The following is a 16,593-nucleotide window of genomic DNA, read 5'->3' as shown; positions in this document are numbered from 1 at the left end:
GTGAGCACGAGGTTCACTCCCGCGGCGGCTGAGTCCGCCTGTTCGGGGGCCTGTTCGCCGGCGGCGGGCGGGACGGGCGAGTGGTCGGATCGGGGTGCGATCGCGGCAATCCGTTCACGGGATGTTCACTCGCGGGGGCGCCTCTTCGGGCGATCCCCGGGCGGTCGAGCATGCCCGCGGAGACCGGGCGAGGTCCGAGTCCGCGCGCGGGAACCATGCCTCGGCATGGTTACCGCGCCATCACCGTCCACTATGGACGGTCAGTCGCGCAGGGCGAGCTTCGCGAGTTCCTCGTCGAAGTCGAAGCAACGGTCTTCGGAGCCGACCGGGACCTCGTCGTAGGTGCGGTCGAGGAAGTCGGCGAGTTCGTTCGCCGCCGCCTCCAGCACCGCGGAACCGTCCGGCGCGTTCAGCTCCACCAGCACGCGGCTGTCGTCGGCGGCGGGGCGCACCTGGACGTCTCCGTCGCCCGCGGGCGCCAGCAGGCCGTCGGCGAGCAAGTCCCGCCCGAACAGCCAGCGCACGACACTGCCGCCGGCGTGGTAGCCGACCGACACCGCGAACGGATCCGCCGGGTCGTACTCCAAATCGGCGCGCACCGGCAGCGGGACGGACCCGAACGTGCGCAGCCCGAAGATGATCGTCGCGCGGACGACCTGCGGTTCGGTTTCCACGACGGCGCCTCCTTCGTTACCCGGTCGCGAACCTGTCCGGACCGAAGTGAATGTTTCTCAATAAGTAACGCGCCGTAAGAGCCTAAGCTGCCCGACCGAGCAGATTTCACCCCAAAGGTGGAGATCTACGTCTCAGTCGGCTACGCAAGGGCAGCATTGACCGCAGGATCGGGCAACCCGCCGGTCGATCCCCGAGCAGCACAGGGACGGCTTCGACCTGCGGAAACGAATCGCCACGATCGTGAAGCCGGACGGGCCTGGCACCGCGCGGAGAAGACCGCGCTCGCCGCCGGGAAATGCTGGCGGCCAGGCCGCCGAACCGATTCAAGGTCGAGCGGCGGCTCGGTTGCCGCTCGTGCGTGTTCGTGCCGGTTAGAACCGGCACGAACACGCACGAGCACGAGACCCGGCCGCCCCGCTCAAGTTCGCAGCAGCCCCGCTCCCGGCCCCTCGTGAGCCGGTTGCGCCGACTAACGCCAGCCGTCCACGCCCCCTCAGGAGCCAGGGATGACGCGGTCGAGACGCACCCCGCCCAGACCGACGCCCGGGGTCGGCTCCTCCCGGCCCCGCCGCGGGTGCCGGGTGCCGGCAGCCATTCGGGGCATTTCGTGCGCGATGAGGTCCTTTGTGGACGGTCAGCGGACCGGGACCGCCCGGCTTGACTCCCTGGCATCGCCCAGCGGGGCCCGCCTCAACGCGGTAAGCCAGCTCGACGTCGGCGAAGAACACCGACCCGAGATGTCCCGAGGCATAGTCCTCCCTAGCGGCCGTCGACTGTTCCCGCCTCCGCAGCGGACTCGCCGATCAGGAGGCGCCAAGCACCGGCTGCTGCCCGGTGGCAGCCGGGTGCCGGGCGAGCAGGTCGTCGAGCCGGGAGCCGACCTCCGCGCAGTTCTGCCGCACCACGGAAAGAAAAGCCGCGAGAACCGGCGAGGAATCGGCCGCCCGGAACGACATCTGCAGATCCGGCAGCCGGAAGCGCGGTTCGACGTCGCAGAACCGGATGTCGTCGCGAGCGATCAGGCGCATCCGGTTCGGGCCGAGCCCGACCCCCGCGCAGCAGGCGGCGAGCCCGGCGATCGTGTGGACGTCGCGCGCCAGCGCGGCGCCGTCGAGGGCGGCGGGGTCGTGTTCGAACACCCGGCGCAGATAAGAACCGGCGGCGTCCGCGCTGACCACCAGCGGCTCGCGCGCCAGCTGCCCGGCCTCGACGGACCGCTGCCCGGCGAAGGGGTGCGCCGACGAGACCACGGCCACCAGGTGATCCGCGCCGATGGGCACCGTCACCAGGTCTTCCGCCCCGGCTCCGCGAGGGCTGCCGCGCCCCACCGCGACCTCCAGTTCGCCGGCGAGCAGGGCCGCGGACGCGGTCGGCGTGTCCAGTTCCTGGAGGACCATCCGGACCTCCGGACGGGCCCGCCGGAACCGGCCGATCACGCCCGGCAGCGGGTCGAGCAGCGCGGACCCGATGAACCCGAGCCGCAACCGCCCGGTCTCCCCGCGCGCGGCGCGGCCCGCCTCGACCCTCGCGAGGCTCATCTCGGCGAGCGCGCTGCTCGCCCTGGCGAGGAAGGCATTGCCCGCGGCGGTGGGGAAAACGCCGCGCGGGGTGCGGTCGAACAGCCGCTCGCCGACCTCGCGTTCGAGCGCGGCGATCTGGGTCGACAGCGGCGGCTGGGCGATGCCCAGCGACGCCGCGGCGCGGCCGAAATGCTGGTGCTCGGCGAGCGCCAGAGCGTAGCGAAGATGACGGGCTTCCACGCGGTCACGATACGCGGAAAGTATGACGAAGGCGTTCCTCAGAGATGAGAGTAGATAACGGGGCGGAGCTGCGGTGACCTGGTGCGGTCCGTGACCGCCGCTTTCGAAGGGCCCTGGAATGACCCGTCCGTCCTCGTCCGAGACCGTCCTGCTGCTCGTGCACGGTGCCTGGCACAGCGCCCTGCACTGGAGTCCGGCCCAGCGCGCGCTCGGCCGCCACGGCCTTGCCAGCATCGCTGTCGACCTGCCCGGCAGCGGGCTCGGCGCGCCCGTCCCCAGCGGGTACTTCCAGCCCGGCCAGCCGGGGCTCGCCGCCGAGAAGTCGGCGCTGCGCGACCTCACCCTGCAGGACAGCACCGACGTGGTCCTCGACGCGCTGGTCAGTGCCCGCACCCGCTACCGGAATGTACTGCTGGTCGCGCACAGCGCCGCGGGTTCCGCGGTGTCGGCCGCCGCGGAACAGGCGCCCGAACTGGTCGACCGCCTCGTGTACCTGTCCTCGTTCGTGCCCGCGGGCCGGCCGCGGTTCGCCGACTACATCGAAGCCGAGGAGAACGCCGGGGCCGTCCAGGTTCCGCCGATCGGCGACCCGGCCGAACTGGGCGCGATCCGGATCAATCCGCTGTCTCCCGACGCGGCAGTCACCGACGTCATCCGCCGGGCCTTCCTGAACGACCTCCCCGCGGACGCCTCGGACTCGTGGCGGCAGTTCCTGCACCCGGACCACCCGTTCTCGCACTTCGGCACGCCGGTTCCGCTCTCGGCGGAGCGCTGGGGACGGCTCCCGCGCACCTACATCCGGTTGACCGGCGACCTCGCCCTGCCGCCGGCGACCCAGGATCTGATGATCTCCGAGGCCGACCAGGTGACGCCGGACAACCCGTTCCAGGTGCATTCCCTGCCGGGCGGCCACTCGCCGTTCGTGATCCGGCCGGCGGAGCTGGCGGCGATGTTCGCCGCCATCGCCTCGCCGCGGCCCTCCCGGTGACCGCACAGCGGCTTCTCCTGCCGATCATCCTGTCCGGCACGTTCGTCCAGCTGTTCAGCGTCACGGTCATGCAGGTGGGAGTGGTCGACATCCAGCGGGACCTGGGCGCGGGGGCAGGCGAGAGCCAACTGGTTCTCGCCGCCTACACCCTCGCCTACGCCTGCTCGCTGATCGTTTCCGCGCGGCTGGGAGGCAAATACGGCTGCCGGAAGATGTTCGTCGCCGGGATGGCGCTGTTCACCCTCGCCTCGCTCGGGGCGGCGGCCGCGCCCGAAGCGGGGGTGCTGATCGCCGGGCGCCTGCTGCAGGGTTTCGGCAGCGGGCTGATGGCGCCGCAGATCCTGTCGATCATCCAGTCCGCGGTGCCCCCGGACCGTCGTGCCGCCGCGTTGAGCGCGCTCGGCGCGACCATGGCGGCCGCTTCGCTCGCGGGCCCGGTGCTCGGCGGGGTGCTGATCCAGCTCGACCCGCTCGGCCTCGGCTGGCGGGCGGCGATGCTGCTGACCGTTTCCGTCGGGATCGCCGCCCTCGCGCTCTCCCCCGCGCTGCCGCCGGATCACGGTGAACGCACGACGGAACGCGTCGACCGGACCGGGGCGGCGCTGAGCCTGCTCGGCTTGGCCCTGCTGGTCTTTCCGCTGACCATGGGGCGGGACGCCGGGTGGCCATGGTGGACGTGGCTGAGCCTGGCGCTGGCCGTGGTGCTGCTGGCCGGCTTCGCGATTTCCCAGCGCAGGGCGGCGGATCCGCTCGTCCATCCGTCCGCGCTGGCCGAACCGGCGACGCGCTGGGGGCTGGGCGTCGTCCTGGTGTTCAACGCCGGAGTGCCGTCCTTCACGCTGCTGCTGTCGATGCACCTGCAAGGCGGGCGAGGCTGGAGTCCGCTTCAGACCGGGCTCGGCATCACCCCGTACGCCGTCGGCGCGCTGGCCGGAAGCGGGATCGCGAACAGGCTGGGCCGGCGCTTCGGCCCATGGGCTCTGGCCTCGTCCTCCCTGGCGATGGGCTCGGTGTCCCTTGTCGTCCCGGCGACCGTCAGCGACCCCGCCCTGCGGTGGATGTACTGGCTCGCGCTGTGCCTTGGCGGCATCGGGTTCGGCGTGTTCACCGCTTCGGCGTTCGCCCAGATCCTCGCCAGAGTCCGTCCCGAAGCCGCGACATCGGTCTCGGGTCTGCTCCCGACTGCACAGCAACTGGGCGGGACACTGGGCGTCACGTTCGCGGGCATCGCTTACGCGACGTCCGCCGGGAACCCCGGCCAGGCGTTGTGGCATGCGATGACCTGCGAGGCGGCGGTGTTCGCACTGGCTGCGGTTTTCGCTGCCGGGCTGGCCGGCCGCGCGGCTCGAAAAGCACCGGCACGCCCTGGATCGGCACCCTGCTGAACGCGCCGCCGGACGTCTCGGCAGGGAAGCTTCCGCTCCCGCGAAGGTCCGTGAAGGACGTCCGCAGCACGGGCCGCGCCGAACCGGTCGTCAGCGGCTCCACTCCTCCACCCGCACCCCCATCAATCCAGCCGCGACCCGAAGCTCCCTCCTCCGGTCTCCCGGGACCGCATGCACGTGGTTCGCCCCGAAGCGCGACAAAAACGTCTCCGCCGCCACGTCCAGGCGCGCGAACGCATGCGGCCACTCCGGCGTGGAGCGCGAGACCAGTTCCCGCGTTGTCCGCGCGTCGTAATTCTCGAACTCCCCCAGCACCAGCTGCATCCGGTACTCCCCGTCCAACCGGCTCAACCGTGCCAATGTCATCCGGCCGGGGGCGGCGATGTGCTGCACCGAAGCCCCGCCCGCGGGGAAGAAGAACACCTCCGGATACAGGTGCACCTGCGCCAGGTTCTCCGCCGGGTCCTCGCTCCGCGCGGCGAACCACGTCGCGTGCTGGCCGGAGTTGCACAGGTCCCACACGTCCCGGTCCGGGTGGTAGTGCCGGACGTCCGCGAAAAGCACGGGCGTCCCGGTGATCCGGTGCATCAGCTGCATGGTCAGCGCACCGTCCATGTCCGCTTCGGTGGCGGTGACGTGCACGGCTTTGGGGCCGTTCCAGTCGTAAGGATCGTTGAGCAGCGCCTCGGCGACATCTGCGGTCGCGAAGTGCTCGGTCAGCTCCGGTTGTGCTTTGATCCCGGAGAAATCCAGGTGCCGTTCGGCAGCGATATCGCGCACAGCGAGGTAAAGACGCAGTTGGCGTTCCACCAACTCCGGGGTGAGCCGATCTCCGTCGTAGTGCACGGTGGCGTGTTCTTCCAGCCATTTCCGGCCGCTGACGGCTTCCGCCGAAGGTCCTTCGGCGCGGCGAACCAGTTCGTACTGGTCGATTTCCTCGACGTCCACCCCGAACTGGCGCATCCATTGATCGGTATTGGCCACCGCCGTGTTCATGCCCATCGGCCGCCCGCCGAAGCGGCCGAAGGTCGAACCGCGCAGCGAACCGACGGCAGCGGCGGCGCTCGCGTGCGCGCCGACTTCGGCGATCAGGCCCGGGTCGGAAGGCGCGCCCCACAAACGGGTGTGCGCGCGGCCGATCTGGTCGAGCGCTCCCCCGGCGGCGAGCATCCCGACCAGGCCGGGCTCGGTCGGGTCGGTGCTCGCGACGAGCAACAGCGGGCCCGGGGTCGCGTCCGCGGCCAGCATGGTGAAGTGCGGGAACGCCCACACCGCGTAGTACAGCACTGTCACGTCCACCGAACTCGCGGCGACCGAGCGCGCGGCCGCGGTCGCGGTGGTGTTCGTGGCGACCAGTCCTCCGGTGACGACGTCGTGGCCCGCCGCGGTCAGTGCGGCGGTGAACTCGTCCGCTTTGGACCGGATGAAGCCGGTGTTCCGCCGGTGCACGTGGTCGCGCCCGTCGGAGACGGCGAGGACACCGATTCGCGCCATAGGTCAGCTCCGGTTCAGTTCGGCGTAGACCTGGGCCGCGTTGTCGCGCGTCACCAGGCGGGTGGGCAGGGTCTGCGTCTTGCGCACGGTCTGGCAGTCGACGAGCAGTTTCTTCGCTGCCGCGACGGCTTCCTTGCCGCCGGTCGGATAGAGGAACGTGGCCGACAGCCGGCCGGCCTCCACCGCCTTGATGCCGCCTTCGGGCACCGGCAGGCCGTCGATGCCGACGATCGGCAGGTCCGCGCGGCCCGCGTTCTGCGCGGCGATGCGCGCGCCCTCGGCCATCGGGTCGTTCTCGGAGAATATCGCCTGCGCGTCCGGATGCGCCTTCAGCAACGCGTCCGCCTGCTGTTGCCCCTTGTCCCGCAACCAATCCGCGTCCGCACTGCCCACGACGGTGAGGTTGCGGTCCGTGCTGCCCTGGTGGAATCCGTCGCTGCGTTCCTTGGCGGGCGTCGATCCGGCGAGGCCCTTCAGTTCGACGACTTTCCCGCCGTGCGGCAGCAATTTCTCGGCGAAGAACTTGCCCGCCTGCCGGCCGATGTCCACATTGTCCGCACCGATGAACGAGGTGTACCCGTCGCCGTCGACCTTCCGGTCCAGCACGAGCACCGGAATCCCCTGGTCGTAAGCCTTCTTCACGACACCGGTCAACGGCGTCGCCTCGTTCGGGCTGATGATCAGCAGATCGATGCCCTGGGTCAGGAAAGTGTTGACCTGCTCGACCTGTTTCGCGTTGTCCTGTGCGGCGTCCGCGTAACTGACGCTGAATTGCGGCACACCGGCCGCGGCCTTGCGGATGTCGTCGTCCATCCGGACGCGATACGGTTCGGCGAGATTCGCTTGGCTCATCCCGATTTTGTACTTCCCGCTCGGACCGTGGCATTGCCTCGCGGCCGGCGCGGCGCCGGATGACGCGCCCGGCGCGTTCTCGTGGGTGGTGCCGCAGGCGGCGACGAGGGCCAGCCCCGCCAGTACCGCCCCGCCGCGGATGATGCCGGACATCTGCTCCCCTTTTCCCGAACGCCTAGACCGTGGCCGGGCGCAGTCGCTGCAGGCCCGCGGCGAGCACGATCACCACGCCGACCACGATCAGCTGGACGTTCGAATCGACGTCGTTGAGCTGGAGGATGTTGTCGAGCACTCCGACCAGCAGGGCGCCCGCGACGGTGCCGGACACCGACCCGCGCCCGCCGGACAGGCTGGTCCCGCCGATCACGACGGCCGCGATGGCGTTGAGCTCGTAACCGGTGCCGTCGTTGGGCCCGCCGAAGTTGTACTGTCCCGCGTGGACGATCCCGGCCAGCGCGGCGAGCAGCCCGCACAGGCCGAAGACCAGCACTTTCACCCGGATCACCGGCACCCCGGACAGCACTGCGGCCTTTTCGTTGCCGCCGATCGCGTACACGTGCCGCGAGAACGCGCTCGCCCGCAGCACCAGCACCGCGAGCGCCGCGACCACCACGAAGAACAGCGCCGGGATCGGCACCACTCCGCCGAACGTCCGCTCGCCCAGCAGCGAGAACGGGACCGGAGCTTGGCCGGGCCCCGTGCCGTAGGTGATCGAAACGCCCTCGCCGCCGGACCACATCCGCGCGATCCCGCGGGCGATCTGCATCCCGGCGAGCGTCACGATGAACGACTGGATCCGGAACCGCGCGCTCGCGATCCCTTGCAGCAGCCCGAAACCGAAGCCGAGCGCGAGGACCGTCAGCACTCCCGGCACGAGTCCCCAGCCGCCGCTGGTGAGCAGCAGCGCGACGCCGACGCTGGCCAGCCCCATCACCGAGCCCACCGACAGGTCGATGCCGCCGACCAGGATCACCAGTGTCATGCCCACCGCGATGACGCCGATCTCGGAGATCGCGCGGACGACGTTGAACAGGTTGCCGCTGCCGAGAAACACCAGCTCCCCGTCGCGGTGCGGGGAGAAGACGATCGCGGCGGCGAACACCAGCACGAGCCCGAAGACGCTCTGGAACCGGAACACCGCGGCCAGCACGGCGCGCCCGTTCACCGGACGTCTCCCATCGACGCGGCGAGCAGTTCCGCCTCGCCGGCCTGGGCCGTGTCCAGTTCGTGCACGCTGCGCCCGCCGCGCAGCACCACCACGCGGTCGCACACGCCGACCAGCTCCGCCGGTTCCGACGAGGCCAGCAGCACCCCGACCCCGCTCCGCGCGGCCTCGCCGAGCAGCCGGTAGATCTCCGCCTTCGCCCCCACGTCCACCCCGCGCGTCGGCTCGTCCAGCAACAGCAGCACCGGTTCGGTGAGCAAAGCCCGGCCCAGCACCACTTTCTGCTGATTCCCGCCGGACAGCGAGCCCACCGGATCGGCGAGCGACCCCAGTTTCACCCCGAGCCGCCCGGCTTCCTCCCCGGCCACCGTCCGCTCGCGCCCGCCGGGGACGATGCCGAACCGCGCCAACCGGTCCACAATGGACAGCACGGTGTTCGCCACGACGGAATGCTCCAGCGCCAGCCCCGCGATGCGCCGGTCCTCGGGCACGAACGCGATCCCCGACCGCAGCGACCGCCGCGGCGAGCGCGGCCGGAACTCCTTGCCGCGCAGGAAAATCCGCCCGCTGACCGCCGTGCCGCCGGACGCGCCGTACAGCGTCTCCAGCAGTTCGGTCCGTCCCGCGCCGAGCAATCCGGCGATACCGACGATCTCACCGGCCCGCACCGTGAGACTGATCCCGTCCGGTTCCCGCCGCCCGGCGCGCGGCCGCAGCACGAGATCCTCGACGCGAAGCACCTCGTCCTGATTCGGCGAGGGCACGCTGTCCGCGCGGAACAGCAGGTGCACCGGACGGCCCACCATCGCCTCCGCGGCCCGCTCGGCAGTCAGCTCCGCCGCGCCGAACTCCGCGACGACCTCGCCGTTGCGCAGCACCGTCGCCCGGTCCGCGATCCGCCCGATCTCGTCCATCCGGTGCGACACGTAGACAATCGCCGCCCCGTCCGCGCGCAGCTGGCCGATGACCGTGAACAGCCGCTCCGCCTCGCGCGGCGACAGCGCCGACGTGGGTTCGTCCATCAGCAGGATCCGCGCGTCCAGCGACAGGGCTTTCGCGATGGTGACCAGCTGCTGTTCGCCGGTCCGCAACCGTTCGACCGGCGTGCGCGGGTCGAGGTCGACGCCGGAGCGTTCCAGCACCTCGCGCGTGGCCGCGACCATCCGCCGCCGGTCGGCCGTGCCGCCGCGGGTGCGCGGCTCGCGGCCGAGAAAAACGTTCTCCGCCACCGAAAGCGCGGGAACGAGGTCCAGTTCCTGGTGGATCATCGCGACCCCGGCGCGGCGCGCGTCGGCCGGGCGGGCGAACCGGACCGCCTCCCCCGCGATCCGGATCGCCCCCTCCCCGGCGGCGATCTCCCCCGACAAGATCTTCAGCAGCGTGGACTTGCCTGCCCCGTTCTCGCCGAGCAGCGCGTGCACCTCCCCCTTCACCGCGGTGAAGTCCACCGCGCCCAGGGCACGCACCCCGCCGTAGGTCTTGCTGACGCCGGCCAGCTCGACCAGCGCGACGCCGCCGTCTCCCATGCCCGCCCTCTCGGCCCGCCCCACGTCGAGAAATCGATTACCCGCGACGGTAGGGGCACCCCATCGGAGTGTCAAGGGTCACATTTGCCCCGCTCGGAGGAGCCTCGGCTCCGGTTCCGCCCGGCACGCTCCGCGCCGCCGCCTGAACTGCGGGTGACCCCTGTCCGACCCCCTGGAAACGCCGGGCCGTCCAGTCGCCTCCGCCCCTGGTCAGCCGGGCGTGATTTGTGGCATACCTCGCGATAAACGAGTCCCGGACGACGTGACACGAGCCGTTTTTGGCGGGTTCCTACAAACCGGCAGGCGCGGCATGCGTCATCCGCGACATTGGTGTACCCGGCGGTAAGGGAGCAATGTGTACGACGAAGACAGGCGACGTTCCGGCGGGTCCGGCGTCGCCTGCTGTGCGTGGTGCAGTCAGGTTCACTGGGAGGCTTTGTCCGTGTTCAATCGCGTCGCCATCGTCAACCGCGGAGAGGCCGCGATGCGGTTGATCCACGCCGTCCGGGACGCGTCCGCCGAGACCGGGCGACGGATCGAGACGGTCGCGCTCTACACGGACGCGGACGCCACCGCGACTTTCGTCCGCGAAGCCGACGTCGCGTACTCGCTCGGCCCCGCCTCCGCGCGGCCCTACCTCGACCTCGCCAAACTGGAGAAGGCACTGGTCGAGACCGAGGCCGACGCCGCGTGGGTCGGCTGGGGCTTCGTCGCCGAGGACCCGGCGTTCGCGCAGCTGTGCGAGAAGATCGGCGTCGCCTTCGTCGGCCCCAGCGCCGACGCGATGCGCAAGCTCGGCGACAAGATCGGCGCGAAGCTGATCGCCGAGGAGGTCGGCGTCCCGGTCGCTCCGTGGAGCGGCGGCGAGGTCGCGACCCTCGAAGAAGCCCTCGCCGCGGGCGACAAGATCGGCTACCCGCTGATGCTCAAGGCCACCGCGGGCGGCGGCGGGCGCGGCATCCGCAAGGTCGAGTCGGCGGGCGATCTCACCGAGGCCTACGAGCGCACCAGCCAGGAAGCGCTGCGCGCGTTCGGCAGCGGCGTCGTGTTCCTGGAGCGCCTGGTCACCGGCGCGCGGCACGTCGAGGTCCAGGTGATCTCCGACGGCGAGACCGCGTGGGCGCTCGGCGTCCGCGACTGCTCGGTGCAGCGGCGCAACCAGAAGATCATCGAGGAGTCCGCCTCGCCGGTGCTCGGGCCGGACCAGACCGCCGAGCTGAAGGCGTCGGCCGAGCGGCTCGCGGTCGCGGTCGGCTACCGCGGCGCGTGCACCGTCGAATTCCTCTACCACCCCGGCGACCGGATGTTCGCCTTCCTCGAGGTCAACACCCGGCTCCAGGTGGAACACCCGATCACCGAGATCACCACCGGCACCGACCTGGTGCGGCTGCAGCTGCACGTCGCGTCCGGCGGCAAGCTCGAAGGCGCGCAGCCTGCGGAGTCCGGGCACGCCGTCGAAGCGCGGCTCAACGCCGAGGACCCGGACCGCGACTTCGCGCCGTCCCCCGGCCGCATCGCCCGGCTGCTGCTGCCCGCGGGCCCGGGCATCCGGGTCGACACCGGCGTCAGCGAGGGCGACACGATCCCCGCCGACTTCGACTCGATGATCGCCAAGATCATCGCCTACGGCCGCGACCGCGACCAGGCGCTCGCCCGGCTGCGCCGGGCGATGTCCGAGACGTCCGTGCTCATCGAGGGCGGCGCCACCAACAAGAGCTTCGTGCTCGACCTGCTCGACCAGCCCGAGGTGATCGACGCCAGCGCGGACACCGGCTGGATCGACCGCGTCCGCGCCGAAGGCCGTCTCGTCACCACGCGGCATTCCGCGGTCGCGCTCGCCGCGGCGGCGATCGAGGCCTACGAGGACGACGAGGAGGTCGGGCGGCAGCGGCTGCTGTCGACCGCGTTCGGCGGCCGTCCGCAGGTACGCCACGAAATCCGTCCGCTCGACCTGAAACTGCGCGGCGCGTCGTACCGCGTCACGGTCGCGCGCACCGGGCCGAAGCGGTTCCGGGTCGGCGTCAGCGGCGGCGGGGAGGTGCACCCGGCCGACGTCGAACTCGAACGGTTCGACGAGCACAGCGGCCAGATCACCGTCAACGGCACGCGGTTCCGGCTCGTCACCGGCACGCACGGGCCGACCCACCTGGTCGAGGTCGACGGCATCACCCACCGGATCAGCCGCGACGAGGGCGGCGNCCCCCGCGCCCGCGCTGGTGGTCGCCACGCCGGTCGCGGTGGACGACGAGGTCGAGTCCGGAGCGCCGGTGCTCGTGCTGGAGAGCATGAAGATGGAGACGGTGCTGCGCGCGCCGTTCCGGGCCCGGGTCAAGGAACTCCCGGTGTCGATCGGCAGCCAGGTGGAGACCGGGGCTCCGCTGCTGCGCCTCGAACCGCTGGCCGACGAGGCGCGGCAGGAGGCCGTCGCGCAGGCCGAGACCGCCGAGATCGACCTGCCCGCCGAACCGGACGGCACGAGCGCGGCCGACCGGGCCGAGCGCGGCAGGCAGGACCTGCGCAGCCTGCTGCTCGGCTTCGACGTCGACCCGCACGACCAGGGCCGGGTGCTCAGCGGCTACCTGGCGGCGCGCGCGGACCTGCCGGCACGTCCGCTGGCGGGCGAACTCGAACTGCTGGACGTGTTCGCCGACCTGTCCGAGCTGAGCCGGAACAAGCCCGCCGCGGACGACCTCAGCGCGTCGAGCCCGGTGCACAGCGCCCGCGAGTACTTCCACACCTATCTGCAGAGTCTCGACGTCGAACGCGCCGGGCTGCCGGAGAAATTCCAGGGCAGGCTGCGCCGCGTGCTCGGCCACTACGGCGTCGGCGACCTGGAGCGCACGCCGGAGCTGGAAGAGGCGGTCTTCCGGATTTTCCTTGCCCAGCAACGGGCTTCGAGTGACAGTGCGATCGTTTCCGCGCTGCTGCGGCAATGGCTCACCGAGGCCCCGCCCTCGGCCGAGCTTCGCGAAACGGCCGGGCTCGCGCTGGAGCACCTGGTCGCCGCCACCCAGCTGCGGTTCCCCGCGGTCAGCGACCTCGCCCGCGGCGTGGTGTTCCGCTGGTTCGCCCAGCCGCTGCTGCGCCGGGCGCGCGCCGAGGTGTACGCCGAGATCCGCGGCCACCTGCGCTATCTCGACCGCAACCCGGACGCGGCCGACCGCGCCGAGCGGATCTCCGGCATGGTGTCGAGCAACGAGCCGCTGGTGCGGCTGCTCGGCCAGCGGATCGGGCGGCCGGGCGCGGACCCGGCCCCGATGCTCGAGGTGCTGACCCGGCGCTACTACGGCAACAAGGCGCTCACCGACGTGCGCGTGCGCGAGGTCGCGGGCTGCTCGTTCGTCACCGCCTCGCACCCGGAACCGGCGCGCGTGGTCACCACGGCGGTCGATTTCCCGCAGCTGCCGGACGCGATGCGCGCGGTGGCCGAACTGTCCGCCGGCGCCGGGGCTCCGGTCGCCGCGGACGTGTATCTCAAGTGGACCGACCAGCCCGACAGCGACGCGATGGCCGCGAAGCTGGGCGAAATCGTGGCGGCGCAACCGCTTCCGGCCGACGTCGACCGGGTCGTCACCACCGTCGCCGGTGGCGGCGGCGCGGTGATGCACCACCACTTCACCTTCCGCCGGACCGAATCCGGCTTCGCCGAGGACCGGGTGATCCGCGGGCTGCACCCGCGCGTGGCCGAACGGCTGCAGCTGGAGCGGCTGCGGGAATTCGACCTCACGCGGCTGCCCTCGGCGGACGAAGAGGTGTACCTGTTCACCGGCACCGCGAAGGCGAACCCGGCCGACGAGCGGCTGATCGCGATGTCGCAGGTCCGCGACCTCACGCCGCTGCGCGAGGCGGACGGCAGGCTCGTGTCGCTGCCCTCGGCCGAGGACACGCTCGCCGCCTGCCTCGACGCGGTCCGCAACGCGCAGGCGCGGCGTCCGGCGAAGAACCGGTTCGACACCAACCGGATCGTCATCTACGTGTGGCCGGCGAGCGAGCTGACGATGGACGAACTGAACCTGCTCGCCCGCCGCGTCCTGCCGACCACCGCCGGCGCGGGCCTGGAGGAGATCCAGTTCCTCGCCCGGCAGCGGAACGCGGAAACCGGCGAGCTGACCGACATCGCGGTGACGGTCCGCAACGAAGTCGGCGCGGGCGTGCGGCTGTCGGTCGAGGCCCCGCGCACCGAACCGGTGCAGCCGCTGGACGACTACCGGCAGAAGGTGCTGCGCGCCGCGCGCCGCGACACGGTGTACCCGTACGAGCTCACCGAACTGCTGGCAGGCGGCGGCTCCTTCGCGGAGCACGACCTCGACGACACCGGTGCGCTGGTGCCGGTCGACCGGCCGCGCGGGCAGAACAAGGCCGGACTCGTGGCCGGCGTGGTCAGCACGCCGACCGAGCGGGTGCCCGAGGGCGTCAAGCGCGTGGTGCTGCTGGGCGACCCGACGAAGTCGCTCGGCGCGCTGGCCGAGCCGGAGTGCACGCGGGTGATCGCGGCGCTGAACCTGGCCCACGAGCTGCGGGTTCCGGTCGAATGGTTCGCGCTGTCGTCCGGCGCGCGGATCTCGATGGAGTCCGGCACCGAGAACATGGACTGGGTCGCGGCCGCGCTGAAGCGGATCGTGGAGTTCACCCAGGACGGCGGCGAGATCAACATCGTGGTCGCCGGGATCACCGTGGGCGCGCAGCCGTACTGGAACGCCGAGGCCACGATGCTCATGCACACCAAGGGCATCCTGGTGATGACGCCGGATTCGGCGATGGTGCTCACCGGCAAGCAGTCGCTGGACTTCTCCGGCGGCGTGTCGGCCGAGGACAACTTCGGCATCGGCGGCTACGACCGCGTGATGGGCCCGAACGGCCAGGCGCAGTACTGGGCGCCGAACCTCGCCGGGGCGCGCGACGTGCTGATGGCGCACTACGCGCACACTTACGTCGTGCCGGGCGAAGCGGGGCCGCGCCAGGCGGTCACCACCGACCCGGCAGGCCGCGACGTGTCGGACTACCCGCACGCCGTCGTCGGCAGCGACTTCGCCACGGTGGGCCAGATTTTCTCGGCCGAGCACAACCCGGACCGCAAGAAGCCCTTCGACATCCGCACGGTGATGCGCGCGCTGTCCGACCAGGACCATCCGGTGCTGGAACGGTGGGCGGGCATGGCGGACGCGGACACCGCCGCGGTGCAGGACGTGCACATCGGCGGGCACCCGGTGTGCCTGCTGGGCATCGAATCGCGTTCGGTGCCCCGCCGCGGCTTCCCGCCCACCGACGGCCCGGACACCTTCACCGCGGGCACGCTGTTCCCGAAGTCGTCGAAGAAGACGGCCCGCGCGATCAACGCGGCGAGCGGCAACCGTCCGCTGGTGGTGCTGGCGAACCTGTCCGGCTTCGACGGCTCGCCGGAGTCGATGAAGAAACTCCAGCTGGAGTACGGGGCCGAGATCGGCCGCGCGATCGTGAACTTCGAGGGCCCGATCGTGTTCACGGTGATCTCGCGCTACCACGGCGGGGCGTTCGTGGTGTTCTCGAAGGCGCTGAACCCGAACATGACGGTGCTGGCCCTGGAGGGCTCGTTCGCTTCGGTGCTCGGCGGTGCTCCGGCGGCCGCGGTGGTGTTCGCGGGCGAGGTGAAGACCCGGACGGCCAACGACCCGCGGGTGGCCGAGCTGCAGAAGCGGCTGGGCGAGCTGAGCGGGGCCGAGAAGGCGGCGTGCGCGGCGGAGCTGGCCGAGGTCACGTCGTCGGTGCGGGCCGAGAAGCTCGGCGAGGTGGCGTCGGAGTTCGACCGGGTGCACAGCATCCAGCGCGCGGTCGAGGTCGGCTCGGTGGACGCGATCGTCAGCACCGCGCAGCTCCGGCCGCGGATCATCGAGGCGATCGAGCACGGGCTGAAGCGCTGAGGTCGTCGTGAGTGCTGGTCCCGGTTCTCACCGGGGCCAGCACTCACGAGGCCAGCCGAGGCGGTTCGCCTTGCGGGAGCGGGCAGCGGGGGTCGTGAGTGTTCGTCCCCGGTTCTCACCGGGACCAGCACTCACGGCCCCACCGTAATTCCCCGGATCGTCTCCACCTCGCCCAGCAGCGCCGGAGTCACCTTGACCGAGTACCCGTCCAGCGCGTAACGCCGCTCCCCCACGTGCAGGTGCACCGGCGTGTTCCCTTGGTGCGCCAGCAAAGCCTGCTTGAGCTCCAGCACCACCGGCAGCGTCACCTTCTCCGCCCGCGTGTGCAGCACCAGCGGCGTTTCCCCGAGTTCCGTCAGGTCCAGCGGCGCCAGCTCCGCCCCGAAGACCGACATTCTGTCCTCCCGCCAGTTGACCCGTCCCTTCACCAGCACCGCGTTGTCCTCCACCAGATCCGCCGCGCAGAACGCGTACGACTTGGCGAAGAACAGCACTTCAAGCGACGCGTCCAAATCCTCGACCGTGCAGATCGCCCACGGTTCGCCCTTCTTGTTCACCCGCCGCTCCAGCGAAGTGATCAACCCGGCGACGACGATCTCGCCTTCCTTCGGCGGATTGTCGATGATCGCCGCGATCGGACGGGACGCGTGTTTGCGGAGGACGCCTTCGGCGCCGTCCAAGGGATGAGCTGAAACGTAGAGGCCGAGCATGTCCCGCTCATGCGCCAGCAACTGCTTGCGCGGCCACTCTTCGGCGGTGAATTTCAGGTGCGCCAACGGCGACGAGGCCGGTTCTGTGTTCTCGCCGCCGAAGAGGTCGAATTGGCCCATCGCTTCCTGGCGCTTGAGCGG

9 protein-coding genes and 1 pseudogene are annotated in these 16,593 nt (G+C 71.2%); 3 read left to right on the top strand and 7 right to left on the bottom strand.

Translation table 11 applies throughout. From position 1 onward, the window contains the following. Positions 1 to 260: 260 nt before the first annotated feature. The gene (locus tag A4R44_RS27165; protein ID WP_067586651.1) at positions 261 to 674 is read right to left on the bottom strand and encodes an SsgA family sporulation/cell division regulator; all 414 of its coding nucleotides are present in this window, start codon (positions 672 to 674) and stop codon (positions 261 to 263) included. Positions 675 to 1,478: 804 nt separating this feature from the next. Next, positions 1,479 to 2,435: a LysR family transcriptional regulator gene (locus tag A4R44_RS27160; RefSeq protein ID WP_067586648.1), complete on the bottom strand. Its 957-nt coding sequence runs from the start codon at positions 2,433 to 2,435 to the stop codon at positions 1,479 to 1,481. A gap of 118 nt (positions 2,436 to 2,553) precedes the next feature. Here A4R44_RS27160 and A4R44_RS27155 point away from each other — a divergent pair, with 118 nt between their 5' ends. Next, positions 2,554 to 3,423 carry an alpha/beta fold hydrolase gene (locus A4R44_RS27155; protein ID WP_067586645.1) on the top strand — a complete coding sequence of 290 codons (870 nt, stop codon included), beginning with the start codon at positions 2,554 to 2,556 and terminating at the stop codon, positions 3,421 to 3,423. Beyond that, positions 3,420 to 4,808, top strand: a complete 1,389-nt coding sequence (locus tag A4R44_RS27150; RefSeq protein ID WP_067586642.1) for an MFS transporter — start codon at positions 3,420 to 3,422, stop codon at positions 4,806 to 4,808. Before A4R44_RS27155 ends, A4R44_RS27150 begins: the two co-directional genes overlap by 4 nt. 90 nt (positions 4,809 to 4,898) lie before the next feature. Here the strand turns inward: A4R44_RS27150 and A4R44_RS27145 are convergent, their stop codons facing one another. From A4R44_RS27145 to A4R44_RS27130, 4 genes are read right to left on the bottom strand one after another with little or no spacing between them, the layout of a single operon-like run. Then, complete coding sequence (locus A4R44_RS27145) at positions 4,899 to 6,302, bottom strand: L-fucose/L-arabinose isomerase family protein (RefSeq protein WP_067586639.1); 1,404 nt, start codon at positions 6,300 to 6,302, stop codon at positions 4,899 to 4,901. Between the two features lie 3 nt (positions 6,303 to 6,305). Then, positions 6,306 to 7,307: a substrate-binding domain-containing protein gene (locus tag A4R44_RS27140; RefSeq protein ID WP_067586636.1), complete on the bottom strand. Its 1,002-nt coding sequence runs from the start codon at positions 7,305 to 7,307 to the stop codon at positions 6,306 to 6,308. A gap of 22 nt (positions 7,308 to 7,329) precedes the next feature. Next, entirely contained in the window at positions 7,330 to 8,319 is a 990-nt protein-coding gene (locus A4R44_RS27135) for an ABC transporter permease (RefSeq protein WP_067586633.1), read from the bottom strand. Further along, complete coding sequence (locus A4R44_RS27130; protein WP_067586631.1) at positions 8,316 to 9,845, bottom strand: sugar ABC transporter ATP-binding protein; 1,530 nt, start codon at positions 9,843 to 9,845, stop codon at positions 8,316 to 8,318. Before A4R44_RS27130 ends, A4R44_RS27135 begins: the two co-directional genes overlap by 4 nt. 442 nt (positions 9,846 to 10,287) lie before the next feature. On the opposite strand from A4R44_RS27130, the pseudogene A4R44_RS27125 reads away from it, so the two are divergent. Further along, positions 10,288 to 15,742: pseudogene (locus A4R44_RS27125) on the top strand (biotin carboxylase N-terminal domain-containing protein). A 131-nt stretch (positions 15,743 to 15,873) separates the two neighbouring features. On the opposite strand, the gene A4R44_RS27120 reads toward A4R44_RS27125, so the two are convergent. Next, positions 15,874 to 16,593 (bottom strand): OB-fold nucleic acid binding domain-containing protein (locus tag A4R44_RS27120; protein ID WP_369805943.1); only part of this gene is annotated, 720 nt, incomplete at its 5' end.

It is taken from the genome of Amycolatopsis sp. M39, from assembly GCF_001651785.1.
Taxonomy (GTDB): Bacteria; Actinomycetota; Actinomycetes; order Mycobacteriales; family Pseudonocardiaceae; genus Amycolatopsis; species Amycolatopsis rubida.
Note: the sequence above shows the minus strand (reverse complement) of the source record. Positions and strands in the feature narration are given on the sequence as shown.